Here is a 17,476-nt window from a genome sequence, read left to right as displayed (position 1 = left end):
TCATTCGAGATGCATTTTTTTGGTATATATAGAAAAACATGTTCAGCATGAAAGAATGCGTAGCAACAGAAACTACAAGTACGATTATATATGGAAAGGAGACTATTTATGAAACATAAATGGTTATATATCGGTCTCATTTTTTCAATTATGATGGCACTTGTTCCAGTTTCGGCATTAGCTTATACAAATACTCCACATAACTGGGGAATCCCGCGCCCTAAAAATGAAACAGTACCAGATGCAGGAAAGTTATATACAGATTTACTACAAAAAAATGGCGGTTTTTATTTAGGGGATACGAAGAAAAAAGATATTTATTTAACATTTGATAATGGTTATGAAAATGGATACACTGGGAAAATCTTAGACGTATTAAAAGAGAAAAAAGTACCAGCAACTTTCTTTGTAACGGGGCATTACATTAAAACACAAAAAGATTTATTGTTAAGAATGAAGAATGAAGGACACATTATTGGAAACCATTCTTGGAGTCATCCTGATTTCACAGCGGTAAACGATGAGAAACTTCGTGAAGAATTAACGAGTGTAACGGAAGAAATAAAAAAAGTAACTGGGCAAAAAGAAGTGAAATATGTACGTCCCCCACGCGGCGTATTTAGTGAAAGAACGTTAGCTCTTACGAAAGAAATGGGCTACTATAATGTATTTTGGTCACTTGCATTTTTGGATTGGAAAGTAGATCAGCAAAGAGGATGGCAATATGCGCATAATAATGTTATGACGATGATTCATCCAGGATCTATTTTATTACTTCATGCCATATCAAAAGATAATGCAGAAGCACTTGCAAAAATCATTGATGATTTGCGCGAGAAAGGGTATCATTTTAAAAGTCTAGATGACTTAGTAAAAAGCAATCAACCGTAAGCATGTATGCTTGCGGTTTTCTCATGCTATAATGATGTGTAAAAAGGATGGGGAAACGTATGTGGAGCGAACATGTTACGTTAGAGTATCCGTATCATTTTGAAGAAGTATTAAAACGTTTATCTTTTGATCCTCTTAACGTCATTCAATTAGATGAGAAAGTTATTTATGTCCCGCTTTGTATAGACGAGGAACAGATTGTTGTTCGCCTGCAAGGGATTGGTACTGTTCAAAATCCACAGTTTTGGATTTCTAGTCAGACAGGAGATTCAGAGAAAGTCATGAAACGAATGAGGACCATTTTTCATTGGAATGAACCGTTTCAAGATATACAAAATCATTTTTTAAACACATCATTACGTCCACTATTTGAAACATATGCTTATACTCCAATTATTTTAGAATTTGATTATTTTGCTTGTCTTCTTCGCTGTATCATTCATCAACAAATAAATTTGAAATTTGCTACTGTGTTAACAGAACAGTTTGTGAAACGATATGGAACAGAGAAGAACGGTGTATTCTTTTTCCCCACTCCAGAAATAGTAGCAAATATTTCAATAGAGGAATTGAGAGAGCAAAAGTTTAGTCAGCGAAAGGCTGAATATATGGTAGGATTAGCAAAGTGTATTACAGGTGGTAAGTTAGATTTAACTAGAATAGAAAACGAAACAGAGGAAGAGGTTGCAGCACAATTGTTACCAATTAGGGGGATTGGTGCATGGACAGTGCAAAACTTTTTAATGTTTGGACTTGGACGGAAAAATATGTTTCCGAAAGCAGACATTGGGATTCAGCGTGCAGTACAAGGTGTATTTCAATTAGATGATAAACCTGATGATGCATTTTTAGAAAAAGTGAAACAAGAGTGTGAACCATACCGCAGTTATGCAGCGTTATATTTATGGAAAAGTATAGAGTAGAGGTGTAATAATGATACAAAAGCAACATGAGAGTAAGTTGGAAGTTGGTCAAACGTTTCCTGTGACAATTAAACGTCTTGGGATTAACGGAGAAGGCGTTGGTTATTTTAAGAGACAAGTTGTTTTCATTCCAGGGGCATTACCAGGAGAAGAAGTTGTTGCAGAAACGACGAAAATTCAGCGTGGCTTCGCTGAAGCGAAAGTGAAAAAGGTTCGTAAAGCTTCACCACATCGTGTGAAAGCGCCATGTCCGGTATATGAAGAGTGCGGCGGTTGCCAATTGCAACATTTAGACTATAAAGAACAATTAAATCAAAAGCGTGATATCGTTGTACAAGCATTCCAGAAGTATATGAACAACGGTTTGGAAGAGAAAATTCGTCCGACGCTTGGCATGGAAAATCCATGGCATTATCGTAATAAGAGTCAACTACAAGTGGGGCGTAAAGACGAAAAGGTTATTACAGGGCTGTATAAACAAAATTCACATCAGTTAATTGATATTGCTCATTGTATGATTCAACATAAAGCAACGAATGAAGCGACAAAAGTTGTAAGACGTATTTTAGAAAAATTAAATGTTTCCATTTACAATGAGAAAAAACAAAAAGGTTTAGTACGTACAATTGTGACACGTACTGCAGTTCAAACAGGGGAAGTACAAGTTACACTTATTACAACAAAAGAAGAGTTGCCAAATAAAGAACAATTTATTGCAGAAGTACAAAAACAGATGCCAGCTGTTAAATCAATTATGCAAAATGTAAACTGGCGTAAAACATCTGTTATTTTTGGTGATAAAACATTTAAATTAGCTGGAAAAGAAGTAATTCAAGAAACACTTGGTGATTTATCATTTGAATTATCAGCACGTGCATTCTTCCAGTTGAATCCAGAACAAACGGTTGTTTTATATAATGAAGCGAAAAAAGCCGCTGCCTTAACTGGCAATGAGAAAATTGTAGATGCGTATTGTGGTGTTGGTACAATTGGACTTTGGCTTGCAAATGATGCAGCGGAAGTACGTGGTATGGATGTAATTCCAGAAGCAATTGCAGATGCAAGAAAAAATGCGAAGCGTCACGGATTTACAAATACGAAATATGAAGCAGGTAAAGCTGAACAATGGTTACCGAAATGGGTAAAAGAAGGATGGCGTCCAGATGTAATTGTTGTTGATCCACCACGTACAGGTTGCGATGATAAATTACTGGAAACAATTTTAAAAGTGAAGCCGAAACAAGTTGTTTACGTATCTTGTAACCCTTCTTCATTAGCGCGTGATGTACAAGCGTTAATGAAGAGCTATGAAGTGGAATATGTACAACCAGTTGATATGTTCCCGCATACAGCTCATGTAGAAAATGTAGTGAAGCTTGTTAGAAAGTAAAGTTTATTCATATTCCCTCATGGTATGAGGGAATATTTTCTATGAAGGAGAATATTATGCATAATTATAAATTAACGATTCAGTACGACGGTGCACGTTTTAAAGGATGGCAACGTCTCGGTAATAACGATAATACGATTCAAGGAAAAATTGAAAGTGTCATTTCTGAAATGGTCGGAAAAGAAACTGAAATTATCGGTTGTAGTAGAACAGACGCTGGTGTACATGCTTTGAATCAAGTTGCTAACTTTCAAAGTGATGAGAAGTTAGTGGAACATAAAGTGAAAAAATATTTAAATCAATATTTACCCAACGATATTAGCATTACGAATGTAGAAGAAGTTCAAGATCGCTTCCATGCTCGTTACAACTCTAAAGCAAAAACATATCTGTATAAAATTTGGAATGAAGAGCATACAAATCCATTTATGCGTAAATACAGCATGCATGTTAATAAAAAATTAAATGTGAAAAGCATGAAAGAAGCTGCGAAACATTTAGTTGGTTCACATGACTTTACTGCTTTTTCAAATGCAAAATCAAAGAAAAAGTCTATGGTGCGAGAAGTATATACACTTGAAGTGATGGAAGAAGCAGGATTTGTACAAATTAGAGTAAGTGGTAACGGATTCCTTCATAATATGGTACGAAAAATTGTTGGAGCATTAATTGAAGTTGGGTTAGGACAATTAGATGCCGAGGCGATTCCTCAAATTTTAGAGGAGAAACAACGTAATCAAATTAATTGTCTTGCTGAGGCGAGTGGTTTGTATTTGGAGAATGTTGAGTTTTAATAGTCAGTAAAAAAATCGAGCTGTTTAGGCTCGATTTTTTATGTTCTGGCGTTAAGAAGATTTCTCTTTCTTCATACGTATCTTCAAATTCCAAAAAGCAGCAAGCATAATGGCTGCAAAAGATCCGCTAATTGTCGCGAATAGCTTTGCATAAGGAAAGTTGTTCATATCCATGAACAACATCATACATACAATGGTAGGGAAGAAGGCTAAGTATTGTAATAACTTTAATTTTGTATCACTACTCATATATATCATTCCTTTCAAGTATGTTATATGTTAATTATAGCATATTTTACCAAAAAATTATTTGTACTTGGAAACAGAGTGATCCCGTTTGAGTAGGCAATAAAAGTCTAATCGGTGAGGGCTAGTAATCAGTGGAAGATGGACAAAAACTCCACTGACTGAATTCTTATTTTATATGTGTAAATGCAGTTTTTTAATTCGATATTGTAAGTTTTGCCTACTTAATCCTAAAAACTTTGCAGCTTGTGAAATATTACCATGATACTCTTTTAAAATTTGATTGATGTAGTTCTTTTCCATTTCTGCTATTGTGTGTTTTAACGTTTTTTGCGTATCAGTATCGTTATTAGTTAGGAGGGGGGGCATATTGAATTCTTTTTTTATTCGTTCGCGAAAGCGAGTGGGAAGATGAAACGCTGTAATGATATTTTCATCTTCAACTAAATTCATTGAACCTTCAATGACATGTTCCAACTCTCGTACGTTTCCAGGCCAATCATATGCATACAAGAATTCTCTTACATGTACATCTAGATCCGTCACGCCGAGTCCGAATTGAATGTTGTACTTTTCGATAAAGTGCTGAACAAGAGCTGAAATATCTTCTTTTCGTTCGCGTAAAGGCGGGAGACATAAAGTAACGACGCTTAATCGGTAATATAAGTCTTCCCGTAATCGATTGTGTGTAATAGCTTCAAGAGGATCCTCATTAATAGTTGCTATAATACGAACATCAATTTCTTTTTCTTGTGTGCCTCCGATTCTTCGTATTGTTTTTTCTTGTATAGCTCGCAGTAACTTCGCTTGAAGTGCTGGACTTAACGAATTAATCTCATCTAATAACAAAGTTCCTCCGTTTGCTTCTTCAAATAAACCAGCTTTATCGATGGCTCCTGTAAATGCACCTCGGTTCGTACCAAATAATAAGCTTTCCATGAGCGTATCAGGTATAGCGGCACAGTTTTGTGAAATAAATGGTTTGCCTGAACGCTGGCTTTCATTATGGATACTTTGTGCAAATAGTTCTTTACCGGTCCCTGTTTCTCCTACGAGAAGTATGGATGAGGATGTACGAATGACTCTCTTCGCTTCTGTAATGACGGATTGAATAGCACTAGAATCACCGATTATGTGGTCAAAGGTAAACTTATTATTTGGTTTTCGATAAAGGTTTGTTTTCATTGTTTGTTTGGAATGGCTAATCTCTGTTGAAATTTCAATAGCACCTTTAATTTTTCCATTTTCTATTATAGGAAAAGTATTGTTAATCGTCGTAATTTCTTGCCCTTTATTGTTAAAGTATGTTTGTTTTATATTTTTGTTTGTTTTTCCTAACTTTAATGCTTCTATAAGAGTACTATTTTTATTTTCTTCAAATGCGAATACTTCTAAAGGATTTTTATATAACACATCTGAGCGTTCCATTGATTCAATTTCCATCATTTTGCGGTTATAGATAATCGTTTTACTTTCCTCATTAATAATATGAATCCCGATATCGAGTTCATTGAGTAAAGTTTCATATAGCATATTCATTTCCATGATCTGTTTTAAATTAATTTCTTCTGTACGCATAGATTATCTTCTCCTCATTTCACCCTATGAAGACTGACTTTTTATAATTTTATTAAAATTCTTATAAAATCGCAAAATTTTTTTGCTATTTTCCTTTTAAAATCTCTTAAATGATAGAAAAATTTTGCGGTTATGAAGTTTTTTTTGTGAGAAACCTTCATTTTAAGTAGGAATTGGAGATTGGTACGCATTTTGCATAAATAATAGTTGAAATCTTTAAAGGAGGGATATGCAACGTTTCAGTACCAACTAATAAGAAGGAGGAATTTATAAAGTGAAGACGGTTATAGAAGGCGTGTATAGTCCTTGTTACGGGAAAGTAGAGAAGTTATTTGTTACGGAAAGTTCTTACGTATACGAATGGGAGAAATTAGCGCTCATTGAAACGATAGATAAACAGAAAGTAGAAATTAAGGTAGGAATCAGTGGGTATATCGAATCATTAGAAGTAGTAGAAGGGCAAGCCATCGCTGATCAAAAGTTATTAATAACAATGAGGGATGATCTTTTAATAACAGGTAGTGATTAATACTATGTATTTTGCTATTTTCAATAATTATTTTTGTTATGAATGATTTTAAAAACGCTTACATGAAATGAGTTTTCAAAGGGAAGAGGGGGGATTTATATGATGGATCAAAACCAAGGATTAAAAAGAGAATTGAAAAGCAGGCACATATTTATGATTGCACTAGGGGGAGTTATTGGTACCGGCCTTTTTTTAGGATCTGGGTATACAATTCATGAGGCTGGCCCTGGAGGAGCAATTGTAGCGTATCTTGTTGGGGGATTTGTTATGTATTTAACGATGCTCTGTCTTGGAGAGTTAGCTGTTGCGATGCCTGACGCAGGATCTTATCAAACGTATGCAACGAAGCACATTTCCCCTGCAGCTGGTTATGTAGTCGGATGGATGTCGTGGTTAAACTGGTCAGCTACGATAGGGATTGAACTCATTGCAGTTAGCATTTTAATGAAACGATGGTTTCCTGATGTCCCTTCATGGATTTGGTGCGTAGTGTTTGCGGTACTGCTTTTTGCTATCAACGCGTTATCTTCAAGAAGTTTTGCAGAAGTTGAATTTTGGTTTGCAAGTATTAAAGTAATTACGATCATAGCATTTATTATTTTGGGCGGGGCAGCAATGTTTGGTTTTCTAGATATGAAAGGAAATGAACCAGCACCGATGTTCTCTAGCTTTACTGATTACGGTGGACTGTTTCCGAATGGTTTATCAGCTATTTTAGTTACGATGATTGCAGTTAATTTTTCTTTCCAAGGAACAGAACTAGTCGGCATTGCAGCAGGTGAGAGTGAAAATCCAGAGAAAACGATCCCGAAGGCAATTAATAATACAGTTTGGCGTATACTTGTGTTCTTTGTATTATCTATTTTCATTCTTGCAGGATTATTCCCTTGGCAACAGGCGGGAGTAATAGAAAGTCCATTCGTAGTTGTGTTTGATAAAATTGGTATTCCTTATGCAGCCGATATTATCAATTTCGTTATTATTACAGCGGTTCTATCCGTTGCGAATTCAGGATTATATGCAACTTCTCGTATGCTATGGTCTATGTCTAATCAAGGAATGATTAGTCCGATTTTTAGTAAGTTATCTAAAAATGGTGTTCCAATTTATGCATTGATTGTAAGTACAATTGTAGGTTGTCTCTCATTACTATCAGGTATTTATGCGGAAGATACAGTTTATTTATGGTTGCTTTCTATTGCTGGATTTGGAGCAATACTAGTTTGGGCATCTATTGCTCTATCTAACTTATTAGCTAGAAGGGCATATATTAAGCAGGGCGGGGATGTTAAGGACTTGAAATTTAAAACCCCGCTATATCCATTCGTACCATTGCTTGCGTTAGTATTAAATGTAACGGTAATCGTAGCTATGGCTTTTATCCCAGAGCAAAGAATGGCGTTATATTGTGGGATTCCATTTATGATTGTTTGCTTACTGTTTTACCGTGCGACAAGAAATAAGGCACGTAAAGTAGAACGTATAGAAAGGACAAATACAACAGAAGTAGAAGGATTATAATATTGAGTAATTTGGAGACTGTACAATTGTAAACAGTCTCTTTTTTTGTGAAAATAAAGCTGGAAACATACTACGTATGCAAAGGGGAATTTAGTGATGAATCCAGAAGTTTCGCAGTTGCTAAAACAAATAGATGTAAGGAAAGAGGAATTGCTAGAACTTACAAAAACATTAATCCGTTTTGAAACACCAGCACCGCCAGCGAGAAACACAAATGAGGCGCAAGAATTTGTTGCAGAGTTTTTAAGAAAACGAAATTTTAGTGTTGATAAATGGGATGTATATCCGAATGATCCGAACGTTGTTGGGGTGAAAAAAGGGATAGAAAGTGACACACATAAAAGCCTTATTATTAATGGACATATGGATGTAGCTGAAGTGACAGCAGATGAGGCGTGGGAGACGAATCCGTTTGAGCCATTTATAAAAGATGGTTGGTTAGTTGGACGTGGTGCGGCTGATATGAAAGGGGGACTAGCTGGAGCGCTATTTGCTGTTCAGCTTTTACAAGAAGCTGGCATTGAATTACCTGGAGATTTAATCTTTCAATCCGTAATTGGGGAAGAAGTTGGAGAGGCAGGAACACTTCAATGCTGTAAAAGAGGTTATGATGCTGATTTTGCAGTCGTAGTGGATACGAGTGATTTACATATGCAAGGACAGGGGGGCGTAATTACTGGATGGATTACTGTGAAAAGCCCCCAAACGTTTCATGATGCAACACGCAGGCAAATGATCCATGCTGGAGGACGTTTATTCGGAGCGAGTGCGATTGAAAAAATGATGAAAATTGTGCAAAGTTTACAAGAATTAGAGCGTCATTGGGCAGTCATGAAAACATATGAAGGCTATCCATCTGGAACAACAACAATTAATCCAGCTGTTATTGAGGGCGGAAGACATGCAGCGTTTATTGCGGATGAGTGCCGGTTATGGATAACAGTACACTTTTATCCGAATGAAACACATGAACAAATAATAAAAGAAATTGAAGAGTATATTGGGAAAGTAGCAGCTGCCGATCTATGGTTAAGTGAAAATCCACCACAATTTAAGTGGGGCGGAGAATCAATGATTGTGGATCGTGGTGAAATTTTCCCTTCTTTAGAAATAGATAGTGAACATGCAGCTGTAAAAACGCTTAGCTCAGTACATGAATCAATTTTATCTAAAAATGTAATTTTAGATATGTCTGCAACGGTAACGGATGGTGGTTGGTTTAGTGAATTTTATATTCCAGCTGTTATTTACGGACCAGGTACATTAGAAGAGGCTCATTCAATAAATGAGAAAGTTGAAGTGGAACAGTTAATCAAATTTACAAAAGTAATAACAGCATTTATATATGAATGGTGTCATACGAAAAAATAGATTAGTATGTTGAAATCGTACAGGTATGTATACTTGTACGATTTTTTAGTGAACTATTTCAGAGTTGAATAGAAACAACTGAAATAGTTCTTTATTTTTCTATGTCTTTCGTTTTAGTTCGATTAATTTCTCTTTTGCTAATTCAACAGCAATTGCATCATCTAAATAGCCAATTGGAAAGAGATAGTCAGGAATAATATCTGTCGATAAAATGAAATACAGTAATGCTCCTCCAAGAACTGCACGCTCTTCTTTTGGAATCGTTTCATTGCAAAATTGTTGATACATATCCGTTAATTGTTCAATGAAAGGACCAGCACTATCAATTTGTTCTAGCTTACTTGCAAAACTGTCATGAATACGTTTTTCTCCTTCTGTTGTTTGAGCATATCGTTCATAGTTTTCAAGTTCTTGTTTCACACGGGTTGTTGTGTAGTCGAAATCGAATAAGTTAGAGGATTGTAGCGTTTGCTGAATGGTATCAAGAGATGTGTACATATCCGTCTTTTCTTTATTAATGTGAGGAGAATCAGGATACATTTCATCAAATAATAATTGGGGTGGAACTTGCAAACATTCTGCAAATTTTTGTAGATGTTTTTGTTTTGGCGGTTGTTTACCATTCATAATTCTTGAGATTGTTGCGGGATCAATATTTGTAAGCATTCCGAGTTGGCGCATAGATAAGGCACGTTCTTTTAAAAGTTTTTTTATTAATGTACTAAGCCGCTCATTTGGATTTTCTTTAGGCATAGCGAAGGCACTCCTTTTTGTTGTTGAAAAAATGTTGAGCATTTATTACATGTATATGAAACAGACAGGCACAGTTGCTCAACATTTTCATAAGATGCATGGAAAAGTGAGAAAAAGGGGTGGCTGTTTATGAGTACGGCAGGTCTATTTTCAATTCTTTTAATTGGGATTGCTTCTAATTTAGATAATGCAGGTGTTGGGATTGCATATGGCATTCGTAAAATTAGAATTTCGTGGTTCAACAATTTTATCATCGCATTTTTTGGGTTTTTATTTACTTTATTAGCTGGCTTTTTTGGGAGTTGGATCGCATTATTTATTTCAGATTTTACGGCAAATTTGATAGGGGCAATTGTTTTGGGAATAATTGGAGTGTTTATTTTATGTCAGCCTTTCTTGAGTAAAAAAGAGAGCGTAGACTCTAAAGATGATAGTGTACTTATGGGGATTTTACGTGATCCAGAAAAAGCAGATTTTGATGGTTCTAAAACAATTAGTTTTTCAGAAGCAATTGTTTTGGGCGTTGCATTATCAATTAATAATATTGCAGGTGGATTTGATGCTGGGGTAACAAATTTAAACCTTTGGCTTACAGCGATTATTTCTGGTGTGTTTAGTTTTATTTGTATAAGTGGTTTTACGTATGTAGGAAAACGATACTTAGCAGAATACTTAGGGAAATGGGCTACGGTTATTGCGGGAGTGTTATTAATTCTTATTGGGATCGATCAGTTGTTGTAAGGAGAACAAAAAAACGTTCGAGTATTTCCTTGGAAATATGGCAAAGGATTGCATATATCGACGTACTTTTCTCCATACTAATACGGATTTCTTTTAAAGAAAGGGGGATCCGTATGGGACGCGGAAAAGCATTTGATCATAAGAAAAAAGGGCATGACCATCAACCACCTAAAGGAGCATTCATTCATAAAGATGTAAATGAACATACTTTAGAAGAGGAAGAGCTACCAGTAAATATTGAAACGTATAAAAATAGTTTGAAAAAACATTAAAAGCACCTACATAGGTGCTTTTTTAACGTATATCTTCAATTAATTGTTCCGATTCTTCATGCATACTGTACTCACTTAATACTTGGATACAAAGCCACTTTAATTCTTCAATCGTATGCTCAAATTCTTCGGGAAGCACATGATGAATGTCTTCAAGTCCCATTCCGAAATGAATAAGTTCAAGTACTTGATCATCGATGTTCCGATCCATTAATAGTTCAAGTACTTCTAAATTGAATATGTATCGGTGAGCTTCATCGAGTGAAACAACTTTTAACTTTAAGCTTTCTACAATACTCAATATAAAGAGAAGAATTGTTTTTTCAAGAACAGGCTGTTTTCCCATTTGAAATATTAGTTTCATCTTTCACACCTCCACATATAGCGCTAGGTTGTACTATATTATTCAGGAGGGGGGAGCAAATATGCATAATATAGAGAAACTTTCAGCACGGTTTTTGTAAGGGGATCGGTAGCTAATAAAGTTGAGGGCTTTATGCAAAAAAAATCCTGCTAGTATAGCAGGATGGTTCTGAATTAGAAAATGCTCCAACCTTCTTGAGCAGAAAGAAGTTCAAGGATTTTAAAACCAGCGATGCTATTTCCGTTTGCATCTAAAGCTGGTCCGAAAATACCAATTCCCATTTCTCCTTTTACGCAGCCGAAAATGCCACCAGCTACACCGCTTTTTGCGGGGATACCAACACGAATCGCAAATTCACCAGACTCGTTATACATACCGCATGTAACCATAAATGTTTTACAAATCTTTGTAATATGCTTAGGGATAATTTGTTTTTTCTTATATGGATCATATCCATCCATCGCAAAAATTAAGCCGATACGTGCTAAATCGATACAGTTTACCTCAACTGCACATTGACGAGTGTATAAATCCATCAGCTCTTCAATGTCACAATCGATAATTCCGTTTTGTTTCATATAGTAACAAAGTGAGCGATTTAAGTAAGCTGTCTCTAATTCTGAATTAGCAACTTTAGAAGAATAATTAATAGTAGGATTATCTGTTATTTCACGTACGAAATGAAGAATGCGCTCCATTTTTTCTTCATTATCTTTACCTGCTAACATGCTTGTAATAGCTAGTGCCCCCGCATTAATCATTGGATTAAGTGGTTTAGAAGGACTTGTCGTTTCTAACTTAATAATAGAATTAAATGGATCACCAGTTGGTTCCATTCCAACTTTAGAAAATACATATTCTTCACCACGATCTAAAAGGGCAAGTGCAAGTGTAATTACTTTTGAAATACTTTGAAGAGTGAATAGTGTTTGTGAGTTGCCAGCATGGATGTATTCTGTTTCTTTATGGAAAATGGCAATCCCTAAATCATCTGGATTGGCATTTCCTAGTTCGGGGATATAAGTAGCAAGCTTTCCTTTTTTCGTATATGGTTTTACTTGTTCTAACAACTGTTGTAAGTTGTTTGTTTCAATGCACTGCATAGTACCAACGCTCCTATTTCGAATTAACTAAGTTTACTTTTCCCGATATGCTCGGAAATAAATAATAACATGAAAAAGTGGAATGATAAAACGAAAGTTGCATGTTCTATAGAGGCTCTTTCGTTTTGAATATTCTGTAGTAAAAAAGGAGAAATTTCCTTTTATATAACAGTTTGGAAATAGGAGATTTATCCATAAAAAATTCGAAAATAAAAACTACACATCTATACAACTATATGTTATTATGGTTATGTAAATAGAAAGCGTTTTCTAAGGCGTACTTATAATGATAACGATTTCATAAATTTGATAGGGGGAATTAAAATGTTGCAGTTTCTACAACGTATTGGTAAAGCGTTAATGCTTCCAATTGCCGTACTACCAGCAGCAGGATTATTGCTTCGTTTAGGACAAGAAGACGTATTTAATATTCCTGTTATGGCACAGGCCGGTGCAGCAATTTTTGATAATCTAGCACTTATTTTTGCAATTGGTGTTGCAATCGGTTTGTCTGTTGACGGTAGTGGAGCAGCTGGACTTGCCGGAGCAATCGGATATCTTGTTTTACAAAATACAACGAATGCTCTAAGTAAGGCGTATTCAGCAGCAGAGTTAAATGATAAATTAAAAAGTGTTCAAGATTTAGTCGGTTCAGTAGATCCAACTAAATTAGCAGATACAATGACAAAGGTTTCAAAAGCAGCGGCGTTAACGCCGAAAATCAATATGGCCATACTCGGTGGTATTATTGCAGGGGTTGTTGCGGGATTACTATACAACAAATTCCATAAGATTAAACTGCCAGAATGGTTAGGGTTCTTTGCAGGAAAACGTTTCGTACCAATCATTACTTCAATCGTAATGTTACTTTTAGGATTAGTATTCGGTCAAATTTGGCCAACAATTCAAAGTGGTATTGATGCAGTAGCACATGGTATCGTAAACTTAGGTTCAATTGGTGCTGGTTTATTCGGATTATTAAACCGTTTATTAATTCCAATCGGTTTACACCACGTAATGAACACATACTTCTGGTTCGTACTTGGTGACTTTACAAATGCGGCTGGCGATATCGTTCATGGTGATATTGCACGTTTCTTTGCAAAAGATCCATCAGCAGGTATGTTTATGACTGGTTTCTTCCCGATCATGATGTTCGGTTTACCAGCAGCATGTTTCGCAATGATTGCAGCTGCTAAACCAGAAAAACGTAAAATGGTTACAGGTATGTTAGGTGGTCTAGCATTAACTTCATTCTTAACTGGTATTACAGAGCCAATTGAATTCTCATTCATGTTCTTATCACCAGTATTATATGGTATTCATGCTGTATTAACAGGTCTGTCTCTATTCATTACAACAACACTTGGCATTCACGATGGTTTCTCATTTAGTGCTGGGGCAATCGATTACTTCTTAAACTTCGGTATTGCAACAAAACCAGTATTATTAGCAGGAATTGGTTTAATTTACGCAGCAATTTACTTTGTAGTATTCTACTTCTTAATTAAGAAGTTCGACCTAAAAACTCCTGGTCGTGAAGATGAAGAGGAAGTAGCTGAAGGTGAAGAAGCTCCAGTTGCAGGTTCAATTGGTGAAACTTACGTAGCAGCTTTAGGTGGAAAAGAAAACTTAACAGTTATTGATAACTGTGCAACACGTCTACGCTTACAAGTGAAAGATGCTGGTCAAGTAAACGAAGCAGCATTAAAACGTGCTGGTGCAAAAGGTGTTATGAAATTAAGTAACACAAGTGTCCAAGTTATCGTAGGTACAAATGTTGAATCTGTTGCCGATGACATGAAAAAACACGTATAAATAATGAGATAAGAGGATATCCAAAAAGATTGATAACATCAATTTTTAGGGGATATCCTCTTTTTTATGTTAAAAATTTAACAGCAATCTTACTTTTATAAATTTTCTTTTTCTTTTTTATACATATAGGTTGGTAATATGTGCAGTGCGTGATAAAGTAGGAATGACGTCGAATGGAATGTCGAAAATCTATGAAAAAGATCCGGAATGAATCTTGTGTAGTGGAATTAAATTATCGGTAAATAAGGGGAAAAAAGCAATCATGGATCAAGAAAAAAATAATGCGAATGGGAAGTCACGTCGGCCGATTGTATACATAAAAAGGACAATCATTCTCGTCTTACTATTTTCACTTGTATATTTCATGTATACAAAAATTGTTGCGCATAATAAGAAAGAAGAAACTTTAAAAGCAGCGGCAGAACTGAAGAAACAAGAAGAGCTAAAAAAGAAAGAAGAAAAGAAGCAAGAAGCAAAAAAACAAAAAGAGCAGGAAGAACAAGTGAAGCAAGTACAAGCTGTGGAAAAACCTGCTGAGGGACCACCTCAAGAAATTAATGAAAACGCTCAATTAGACCAATATTTACAAAACGCAGGATTTAGCGGAACAGCTGTTATTGTGAAGAACGGAAAAGTTCTTTTGAATAAGGGATACGGTATGGCGAACAAAGAGAAACAAGTACCGAATAATTCAGAGACAACTTTTTATATTGGTTCTATTTCAAAGGCGTTTGTAGCGACTGCTATTATGCAATTAAAAGATCAAAATAAATTAAACGTAGAGGATACGGTTGCAAAATATATTCCAGATTTCCCTCAAGGTAATGGTATTCAGTTAAAACATTTACTAACACATACATCAGGAATTCCAGAGTATGAACAGGGAACAGAGGATATCTCTCATGAAGAATTGATAAAACGAATAGGAAAGCAAAAGCGTATTGGAAGTCCAGGAGAGAAATGGAAGTATTCCGATTCGAACTATTCGATACTTGCCTATATTGCTGAGAAGGTAAGCGGACAACCGTTGGAAGAGTATATTAAACAACATATTTTTGCTACTGCTGGTATGAAACATTCTGGTTTTGGTAGAGAGCTAGAACAAACAAGATTTCCATCGACAGGTTATAAAATAGTAAATAACAATATGACAACACCTAATATTCCAAGTATGTCACAACTTTATGGTTGTGGTGATATATATACAAGTGCCCATGATTTATATTTATTTAATGAAGCGCTCTTCTCTGGAAAGTTAATTTCTAAAGAGAGTTATAATCAAATGTTTACAGCCGTGAAAAAGGATTATGGATTTGGTTGGTATGTAGATCCGGGAAGTTATTCGAATCACGGTGTAATGCCAGGCTGGAACTGTTTAAATGGATTTAGTAAAAATGGTAGTGTGTATGTTGTTTTATTATCTAACATTCAAAACAACATTAAATCCTTTGGTAAAGTGAATAATGACATTTATACGATGTTGCGAAATATTGAAGTGTAAGAGGCTATCCTTTTGGATAGTCTTTTTTTTATTGAGGAAGTTTAGGGGCAATGAGATAATGAAATAAATGGAAAAGGAGGAAGGGGATTAGTATATATAAGCATCACGCACGAAATGCGAAACGCATTTTTTTTGTATCTGTCATTGTATGGATTATCGTCGCAATTGGATTAGTGATGGAATATAAAAAAGGGACGCTATTCACTTCGGAGAAAGAAAATTTGAAATTAATAAGTGTTGTAATACCGGCAATTGGATTATTAATATATAGCTTTATGGAAAAACGAAGATCAAAAATGCTTAAACAGGAAAATAATAATATAGAGACTTCTGAATTATTTGAGCAACAAAAATTTGTTGTTCGCAAAGAGGTAGGGGTATTTCAAGTAATAACGTACTTTGGATTAGATGGGAATACAGTAGGTTTTTTAAGAGAAGAGTATAATTCTGTTATTCAACGTGTATGGCAAGCTGTACTTTCTTTTCTTTTTCAGGGACTACGTAAGCAACAATTTTATTTATATAATTATTCGGGAGAAAGATTGTTGCGTGTTCAAAAGAAGATGGCGGTACGTAACTTCTATATTTTTTATGATGTAGATGGAAAGAAAATTGGAGAGTTGAAACAAGTACTAAGTTTAACAAAGTGGGAATGGATTTTTTTAGGAGTGGATGGTAAAGAATTTGGTAAAGTGACTGGGGACCTTTCAGCGACAATGCAGAAAATAGACTGGCGAGATGGAACTCATATTGATGTGAAAGAAGATGGTATTCCATTAGAAGCTGTTAAGTATTTTTCGGTAAGCGGTGGTTCTCTTGTTACAGCTTCTATAAGTGAACAGGCAGAATTACCAAGAGCGGTTTATTACAGCGTCTCTGCGATAGTTACAATTAAAAATTAAAATATATATAAAGATAGATGGGATACCATCTATCTTTTTTGGTGATTAGAACATATTGTTTCGTTGAAAAATGTATGTCTTACCTATCACAAAAAGAGTCTGCTTTGTATACATTAAGATGTATGGATATATTTTTATACTTTAAAAATAATAGGAGGAGAAGTGTATGTGTTTGTTCGGTAAGTATTGGAAAAAGTTATCGAGATTGTTTAATAGACAATTAGATTATTTTTTAGATAATAAGTTATTACCTGCTGTGGAGCGACTTTTGTTTTCGCAAAACTTCGCGAGATTTATTCAAAGAAACTCCAAGCAAGCTACAGAAGAATTTATTGAATCAAGTAGATTTCAATCTATTATTTGTAACATTTTAAAAGAATGTAATACATCACCTTTTAAAGAAATTGCAGAGCAGTATTTAGGTAAAAATGTTGAAATTACTGTGACAGTTGGACAGTTAGCAGGTGTAATTGTAGCAGTTGGTGATGATTTCTTAACACTGCAAGAAGGAATAGGAACAGAAGTTTTATTACCATTTACAAGTATTATATCAATTAAAGAAGCGTAAGAAAGGAGACTTATATATGTTATTTACTGAAGAATTACGTAACCATGTTGGTGAGCTAGTGCAAGTTGTGACAGCGGTCGAAATTGTTGCGGGTATTTTGTTATCTGTGACAGACGGGGCAGTAAGTGTTCGTACTTCTCCTTCTTATGGACCACCTGAAGATGTAGTTGTACGTATTCCTATCATTTCTTATATTCGCTTGGAAGGGTAA

General features: G+C 35.2%; 19 protein-coding genes. 14 read left to right on the top strand and 5 right to left on the bottom strand.

Annotation, left to right across the window (positions count from 1 at the left end; all coding sequences use genetic code 11):
• Nucleotides 1-108: 108 nt before the first annotated feature.
• From pdaA to truA, 4 genes are read left to right on the top strand one after another with little or no spacing between them, the layout of a single operon-like run.
• The gene (gene pdaA / locus AC0NJG_RS15830) at nt 109-891 is read left to right on the top strand and encodes a delta-lactam-biosynthetic de-N-acetylase (protein ID WP_000681212.1); all 783 of its coding nucleotides are present in this window, start codon (nt 109-111) and stop codon (nt 889-891) included.
• A gap of 59 nt (nt 892-950) precedes the next feature.
• Nucleotides 951-1,814: a DNA-3-methyladenine glycosylase family protein gene (locus tag AC0NJG_RS15825; RefSeq protein WP_474063213.1), complete on the top strand. Its 864-nt coding sequence runs from the start codon at nt 951-953 to the stop codon at nt 1,812-1,814.
• Between the two features lie 10 nt (nt 1,815-1,824).
• Entirely contained in the window at nt 1,825-3,204 is a 1,380-nt protein-coding gene (gene rlmD, locus AC0NJG_RS15820; RefSeq protein WP_000615223.1) for a 23S rRNA (uracil(1939)-C(5))-methyltransferase RlmD, read from the top strand.
• A gap of 56 nt (nt 3,205-3,260) precedes the next feature.
• A complete protein-coding gene (gene truA / locus AC0NJG_RS15815) occupies nt 3,261-3,998 on the top strand; it encodes a tRNA pseudouridine(38-40) synthase TruA (RefSeq protein ID WP_061183169.1) in 738 nt (245 codons plus the stop codon).
• Between the two features lie 51 nt (nt 3,999-4,049).
• Here the strand turns inward: truA and AC0NJG_RS15810 are convergent, their stop codons facing one another.
• Nucleotides 4,050-4,247, bottom strand: a complete 198-nt coding sequence (locus AC0NJG_RS15810; RefSeq protein ID WP_061183168.1) for a hypothetical protein — start codon at nt 4,245-4,247, stop codon at nt 4,050-4,052.
• A 171-nt stretch (nt 4,248-4,418) separates the two neighbouring features.
• Complete coding sequence (locus AC0NJG_RS15805) at nt 4,419-5,822, bottom strand: sigma-54 interaction domain-containing protein (RefSeq protein ID WP_061183167.1); 1,404 nt, start codon at nt 5,820-5,822, stop codon at nt 4,419-4,421.
• A gap of 274 nt (nt 5,823-6,096) precedes the next feature.
• On the opposite strand from AC0NJG_RS15805, the gene AC0NJG_RS15800 reads away from it, so the two are divergent.
• From AC0NJG_RS15800 to AC0NJG_RS15790, 3 genes are all read left to right on the top strand, one after another.
• Nucleotides 6,097-6,351: a biotin/lipoyl attachment domain-containing protein gene (locus AC0NJG_RS15800; RefSeq protein ID WP_000859493.1), complete on the top strand. Its 255-nt coding sequence runs from the start codon at nt 6,097-6,099 to the stop codon at nt 6,349-6,351.
• Between the two features lie 99 nt (nt 6,352-6,450).
• Nucleotides 6,451-7,872 (top strand): amino acid permease, encoded by a 1,422-nt coding sequence (locus tag AC0NJG_RS15795; RefSeq protein WP_087994752.1) that lies wholly within the window; start codon nt 6,451-6,453, stop codon nt 7,870-7,872.
• A gap of 96 nt (nt 7,873-7,968) precedes the next feature.
• Nucleotides 7,969-9,243 carry an acetylornithine deacetylase gene (locus AC0NJG_RS15790; protein ID WP_173602263.1) on the top strand — a complete coding sequence of 425 codons (1,275 nt, stop codon included), beginning with the start codon at nt 7,969-7,971 and terminating at the stop codon, nt 9,241-9,243.
• A gap of 99 nt (nt 9,244-9,342) precedes the next feature.
• Here AC0NJG_RS15790 and AC0NJG_RS15785 read toward each other — a convergent pair whose 3' ends face one another.
• Complete coding sequence (locus tag AC0NJG_RS15785; protein ID WP_001123724.1) at nt 9,343-9,996, bottom strand: helix-turn-helix domain-containing protein; 654 nt, start codon at nt 9,994-9,996, stop codon at nt 9,343-9,345.
• Between the two features lie 129 nt (nt 9,997-10,125).
• Between AC0NJG_RS15785 and ytaF the strand changes: the two genes are divergently transcribed.
• Both ytaF and AC0NJG_RS15775 read left to right on the top strand, forming a co-directional pair.
• Nucleotides 10,126-10,737 (top strand): sporulation membrane protein YtaF, encoded by a 612-nt coding sequence (gene ytaF, locus AC0NJG_RS15780; RefSeq protein ID WP_474063212.1) that lies wholly within the window; start codon nt 10,126-10,128, stop codon nt 10,735-10,737.
• Nucleotides 10,738-10,850: 113 nt separating this feature from the next.
• A complete protein-coding gene (locus tag AC0NJG_RS15775; RefSeq protein ID WP_000532411.1) occupies nt 10,851-11,009 on the top strand; it encodes a hypothetical protein in 159 nt (52 codons plus the stop codon).
• A gap of 22 nt (nt 11,010-11,031) precedes the next feature.
• Here the strand turns inward: AC0NJG_RS15775 and AC0NJG_RS15770 are convergent, their stop codons facing one another.
• On the bottom strand, nt 11,032-11,373 hold the full coding sequence (locus AC0NJG_RS15770; protein WP_087952045.1) for a DUF3969 family protein: 342 nt from the start codon (nt 11,371-11,373) through the stop codon (nt 11,032-11,034).
• 173 nt (nt 11,374-11,546) lie between these two features.
• Nucleotides 11,547-12,476, bottom strand: a complete 930-nt coding sequence (gene glsA / locus AC0NJG_RS15765) for a glutaminase A (protein WP_001149853.1) — start codon at nt 12,474-12,476, stop codon at nt 11,547-11,549.
• Nucleotides 12,477-12,800: 324 nt separating this feature from the next.
• Between glsA and nagE the strand changes: the two genes are divergently transcribed.
• The 5 genes from nagE to AC0NJG_RS15740 all read left to right on the top strand — a co-directional run bounded on the left by nagE (nt 12,801) and on the right by AC0NJG_RS15740 (nt 17,476).
• Nucleotides 12,801-14,294: an N-acetylglucosamine-specific PTS transporter subunit IIBC gene (gene nagE, locus AC0NJG_RS15760; protein WP_087994750.1), complete on the top strand. Its 1,494-nt coding sequence runs from the start codon at nt 12,801-12,803 to the stop codon at nt 14,292-14,294.
• A gap of 262 nt (nt 14,295-14,556) precedes the next feature.
• Entirely contained in the window at nt 14,557-15,795 is a 1,239-nt protein-coding gene (locus tag AC0NJG_RS15755) for a serine hydrolase domain-containing protein (RefSeq protein ID WP_087994749.1), read from the top strand.
• Nucleotides 15,796-15,881: 86 nt separating this feature from the next.
• Nucleotides 15,882-16,697 (top strand): sugar ABC transporter ATP-binding protein, encoded by an 816-nt coding sequence (locus AC0NJG_RS15750; RefSeq protein ID WP_474063227.1) that lies wholly within the window; start codon nt 15,882-15,884, stop codon nt 16,695-16,697.
• 166 nt (nt 16,698-16,863) lie between these two features.
• Nucleotides 16,864-17,265 (top strand): LSm family protein, encoded by a 402-nt coding sequence (locus AC0NJG_RS15745; protein ID WP_087952049.1) that lies wholly within the window; start codon nt 16,864-16,866, stop codon nt 17,263-17,265.
• Nucleotides 17,266-17,281: 16 nt separating this feature from the next.
• Nucleotides 17,282-17,476: an LSm family protein gene (locus AC0NJG_RS15740; protein WP_087952050.1), complete on the top strand. Its 195-nt coding sequence runs from the start codon at nt 17,282-17,284 to the stop codon at nt 17,474-17,476.

Source organism: Bacillus sp. SSR7, assembly GCF_055902415.1.
The sequence above is the reverse complement of the archived record's forward strand: the minus strand, read 5'-3'. Positions and strand labels throughout refer to the sequence as shown.

Excerpts from the sequence above, each read along its gene's own strand:
- AC0NJG_RS15740 (WP_087952050.1), top strand. The coding sequence starts at position 17,282 with ATGTTATTTACTGAAGAATTACGTAACCATGTTGGTGAGCTAGTGCAA.
- glsA (WP_001149853.1), bottom strand. The coding sequence starts at position 12,476 with ATGCAGTGCATTGAAACAAACAACTTACAACAGTTGTTAGAACAAGTA.
- rlmD (WP_000615223.1), top strand. The coding sequence starts at position 1,825 with ATGATACAAAAGCAACATGAGAGTAAGTTGGAAGTTGGTCAAACGTTT.
- AC0NJG_RS15775 (WP_000532411.1), top strand. The coding sequence starts at position 10,851 with ATGGGACGCGGAAAAGCATTTGATCATAAGAAAAAAGGGCATGACCAT.
- AC0NJG_RS15810 (WP_061183168.1), bottom strand. The coding sequence starts at position 4,247 with ATGAGTAGTGATACAAAATTAAAGTTATTACAATACTTAGCCTTCTTC.
- truA (WP_061183169.1), top strand. The coding sequence starts at position 3,261 with ATGCATAATTATAAATTAACGATTCAGTACGACGGTGCACGTTTTAAA.
- AC0NJG_RS15805 (WP_061183167.1), bottom strand. The coding sequence starts at position 5,822 with ATGCGTACAGAAGAAATTAATTTAAAACAGATCATGGAAATGAATATG.
- AC0NJG_RS15770 (WP_087952045.1), bottom strand. The coding sequence starts at position 11,373 with ATGAAACTAATATTTCAAATGGGAAAACAGCCTGTTCTTGAAAAAACA.
- AC0NJG_RS15755 (WP_087994749.1), top strand. The coding sequence starts at position 14,557 with ATGGATCAAGAAAAAAATAATGCGAATGGGAAGTCACGTCGGCCGATT.
- AC0NJG_RS15745 (WP_087952049.1), top strand. The coding sequence starts at position 16,864 with ATGTGTTTGTTCGGTAAGTATTGGAAAAAGTTATCGAGATTGTTTAAT.
- pdaA (WP_000681212.1), top strand. The coding sequence starts at position 109 with ATGAAACATAAATGGTTATATATCGGTCTCATTTTTTCAATTATGATG.
- AC0NJG_RS15795 (WP_087994752.1), top strand. The coding sequence starts at position 6,451 with ATGATGGATCAAAACCAAGGATTAAAAAGAGAATTGAAAAGCAGGCAC.
- AC0NJG_RS15790 (WP_173602263.1), top strand. The coding sequence starts at position 7,969 with ATGAATCCAGAAGTTTCGCAGTTGCTAAAACAAATAGATGTAAGGAAA.
- nagE (WP_087994750.1), top strand. The coding sequence starts at position 12,801 with ATGTTGCAGTTTCTACAACGTATTGGTAAAGCGTTAATGCTTCCAATT.
- AC0NJG_RS15825 (WP_474063213.1), top strand. The coding sequence starts at position 951 with ATGTGGAGCGAACATGTTACGTTAGAGTATCCGTATCATTTTGAAGAA.
- ytaF (WP_474063212.1), top strand. The coding sequence starts at position 10,126 with ATGAGTACGGCAGGTCTATTTTCAATTCTTTTAATTGGGATTGCTTCT.
- AC0NJG_RS15785 (WP_001123724.1), bottom strand. The coding sequence starts at position 9,996 with ATGCCTAAAGAAAATCCAAATGAGCGGCTTAGTACATTAATAAAAAAA.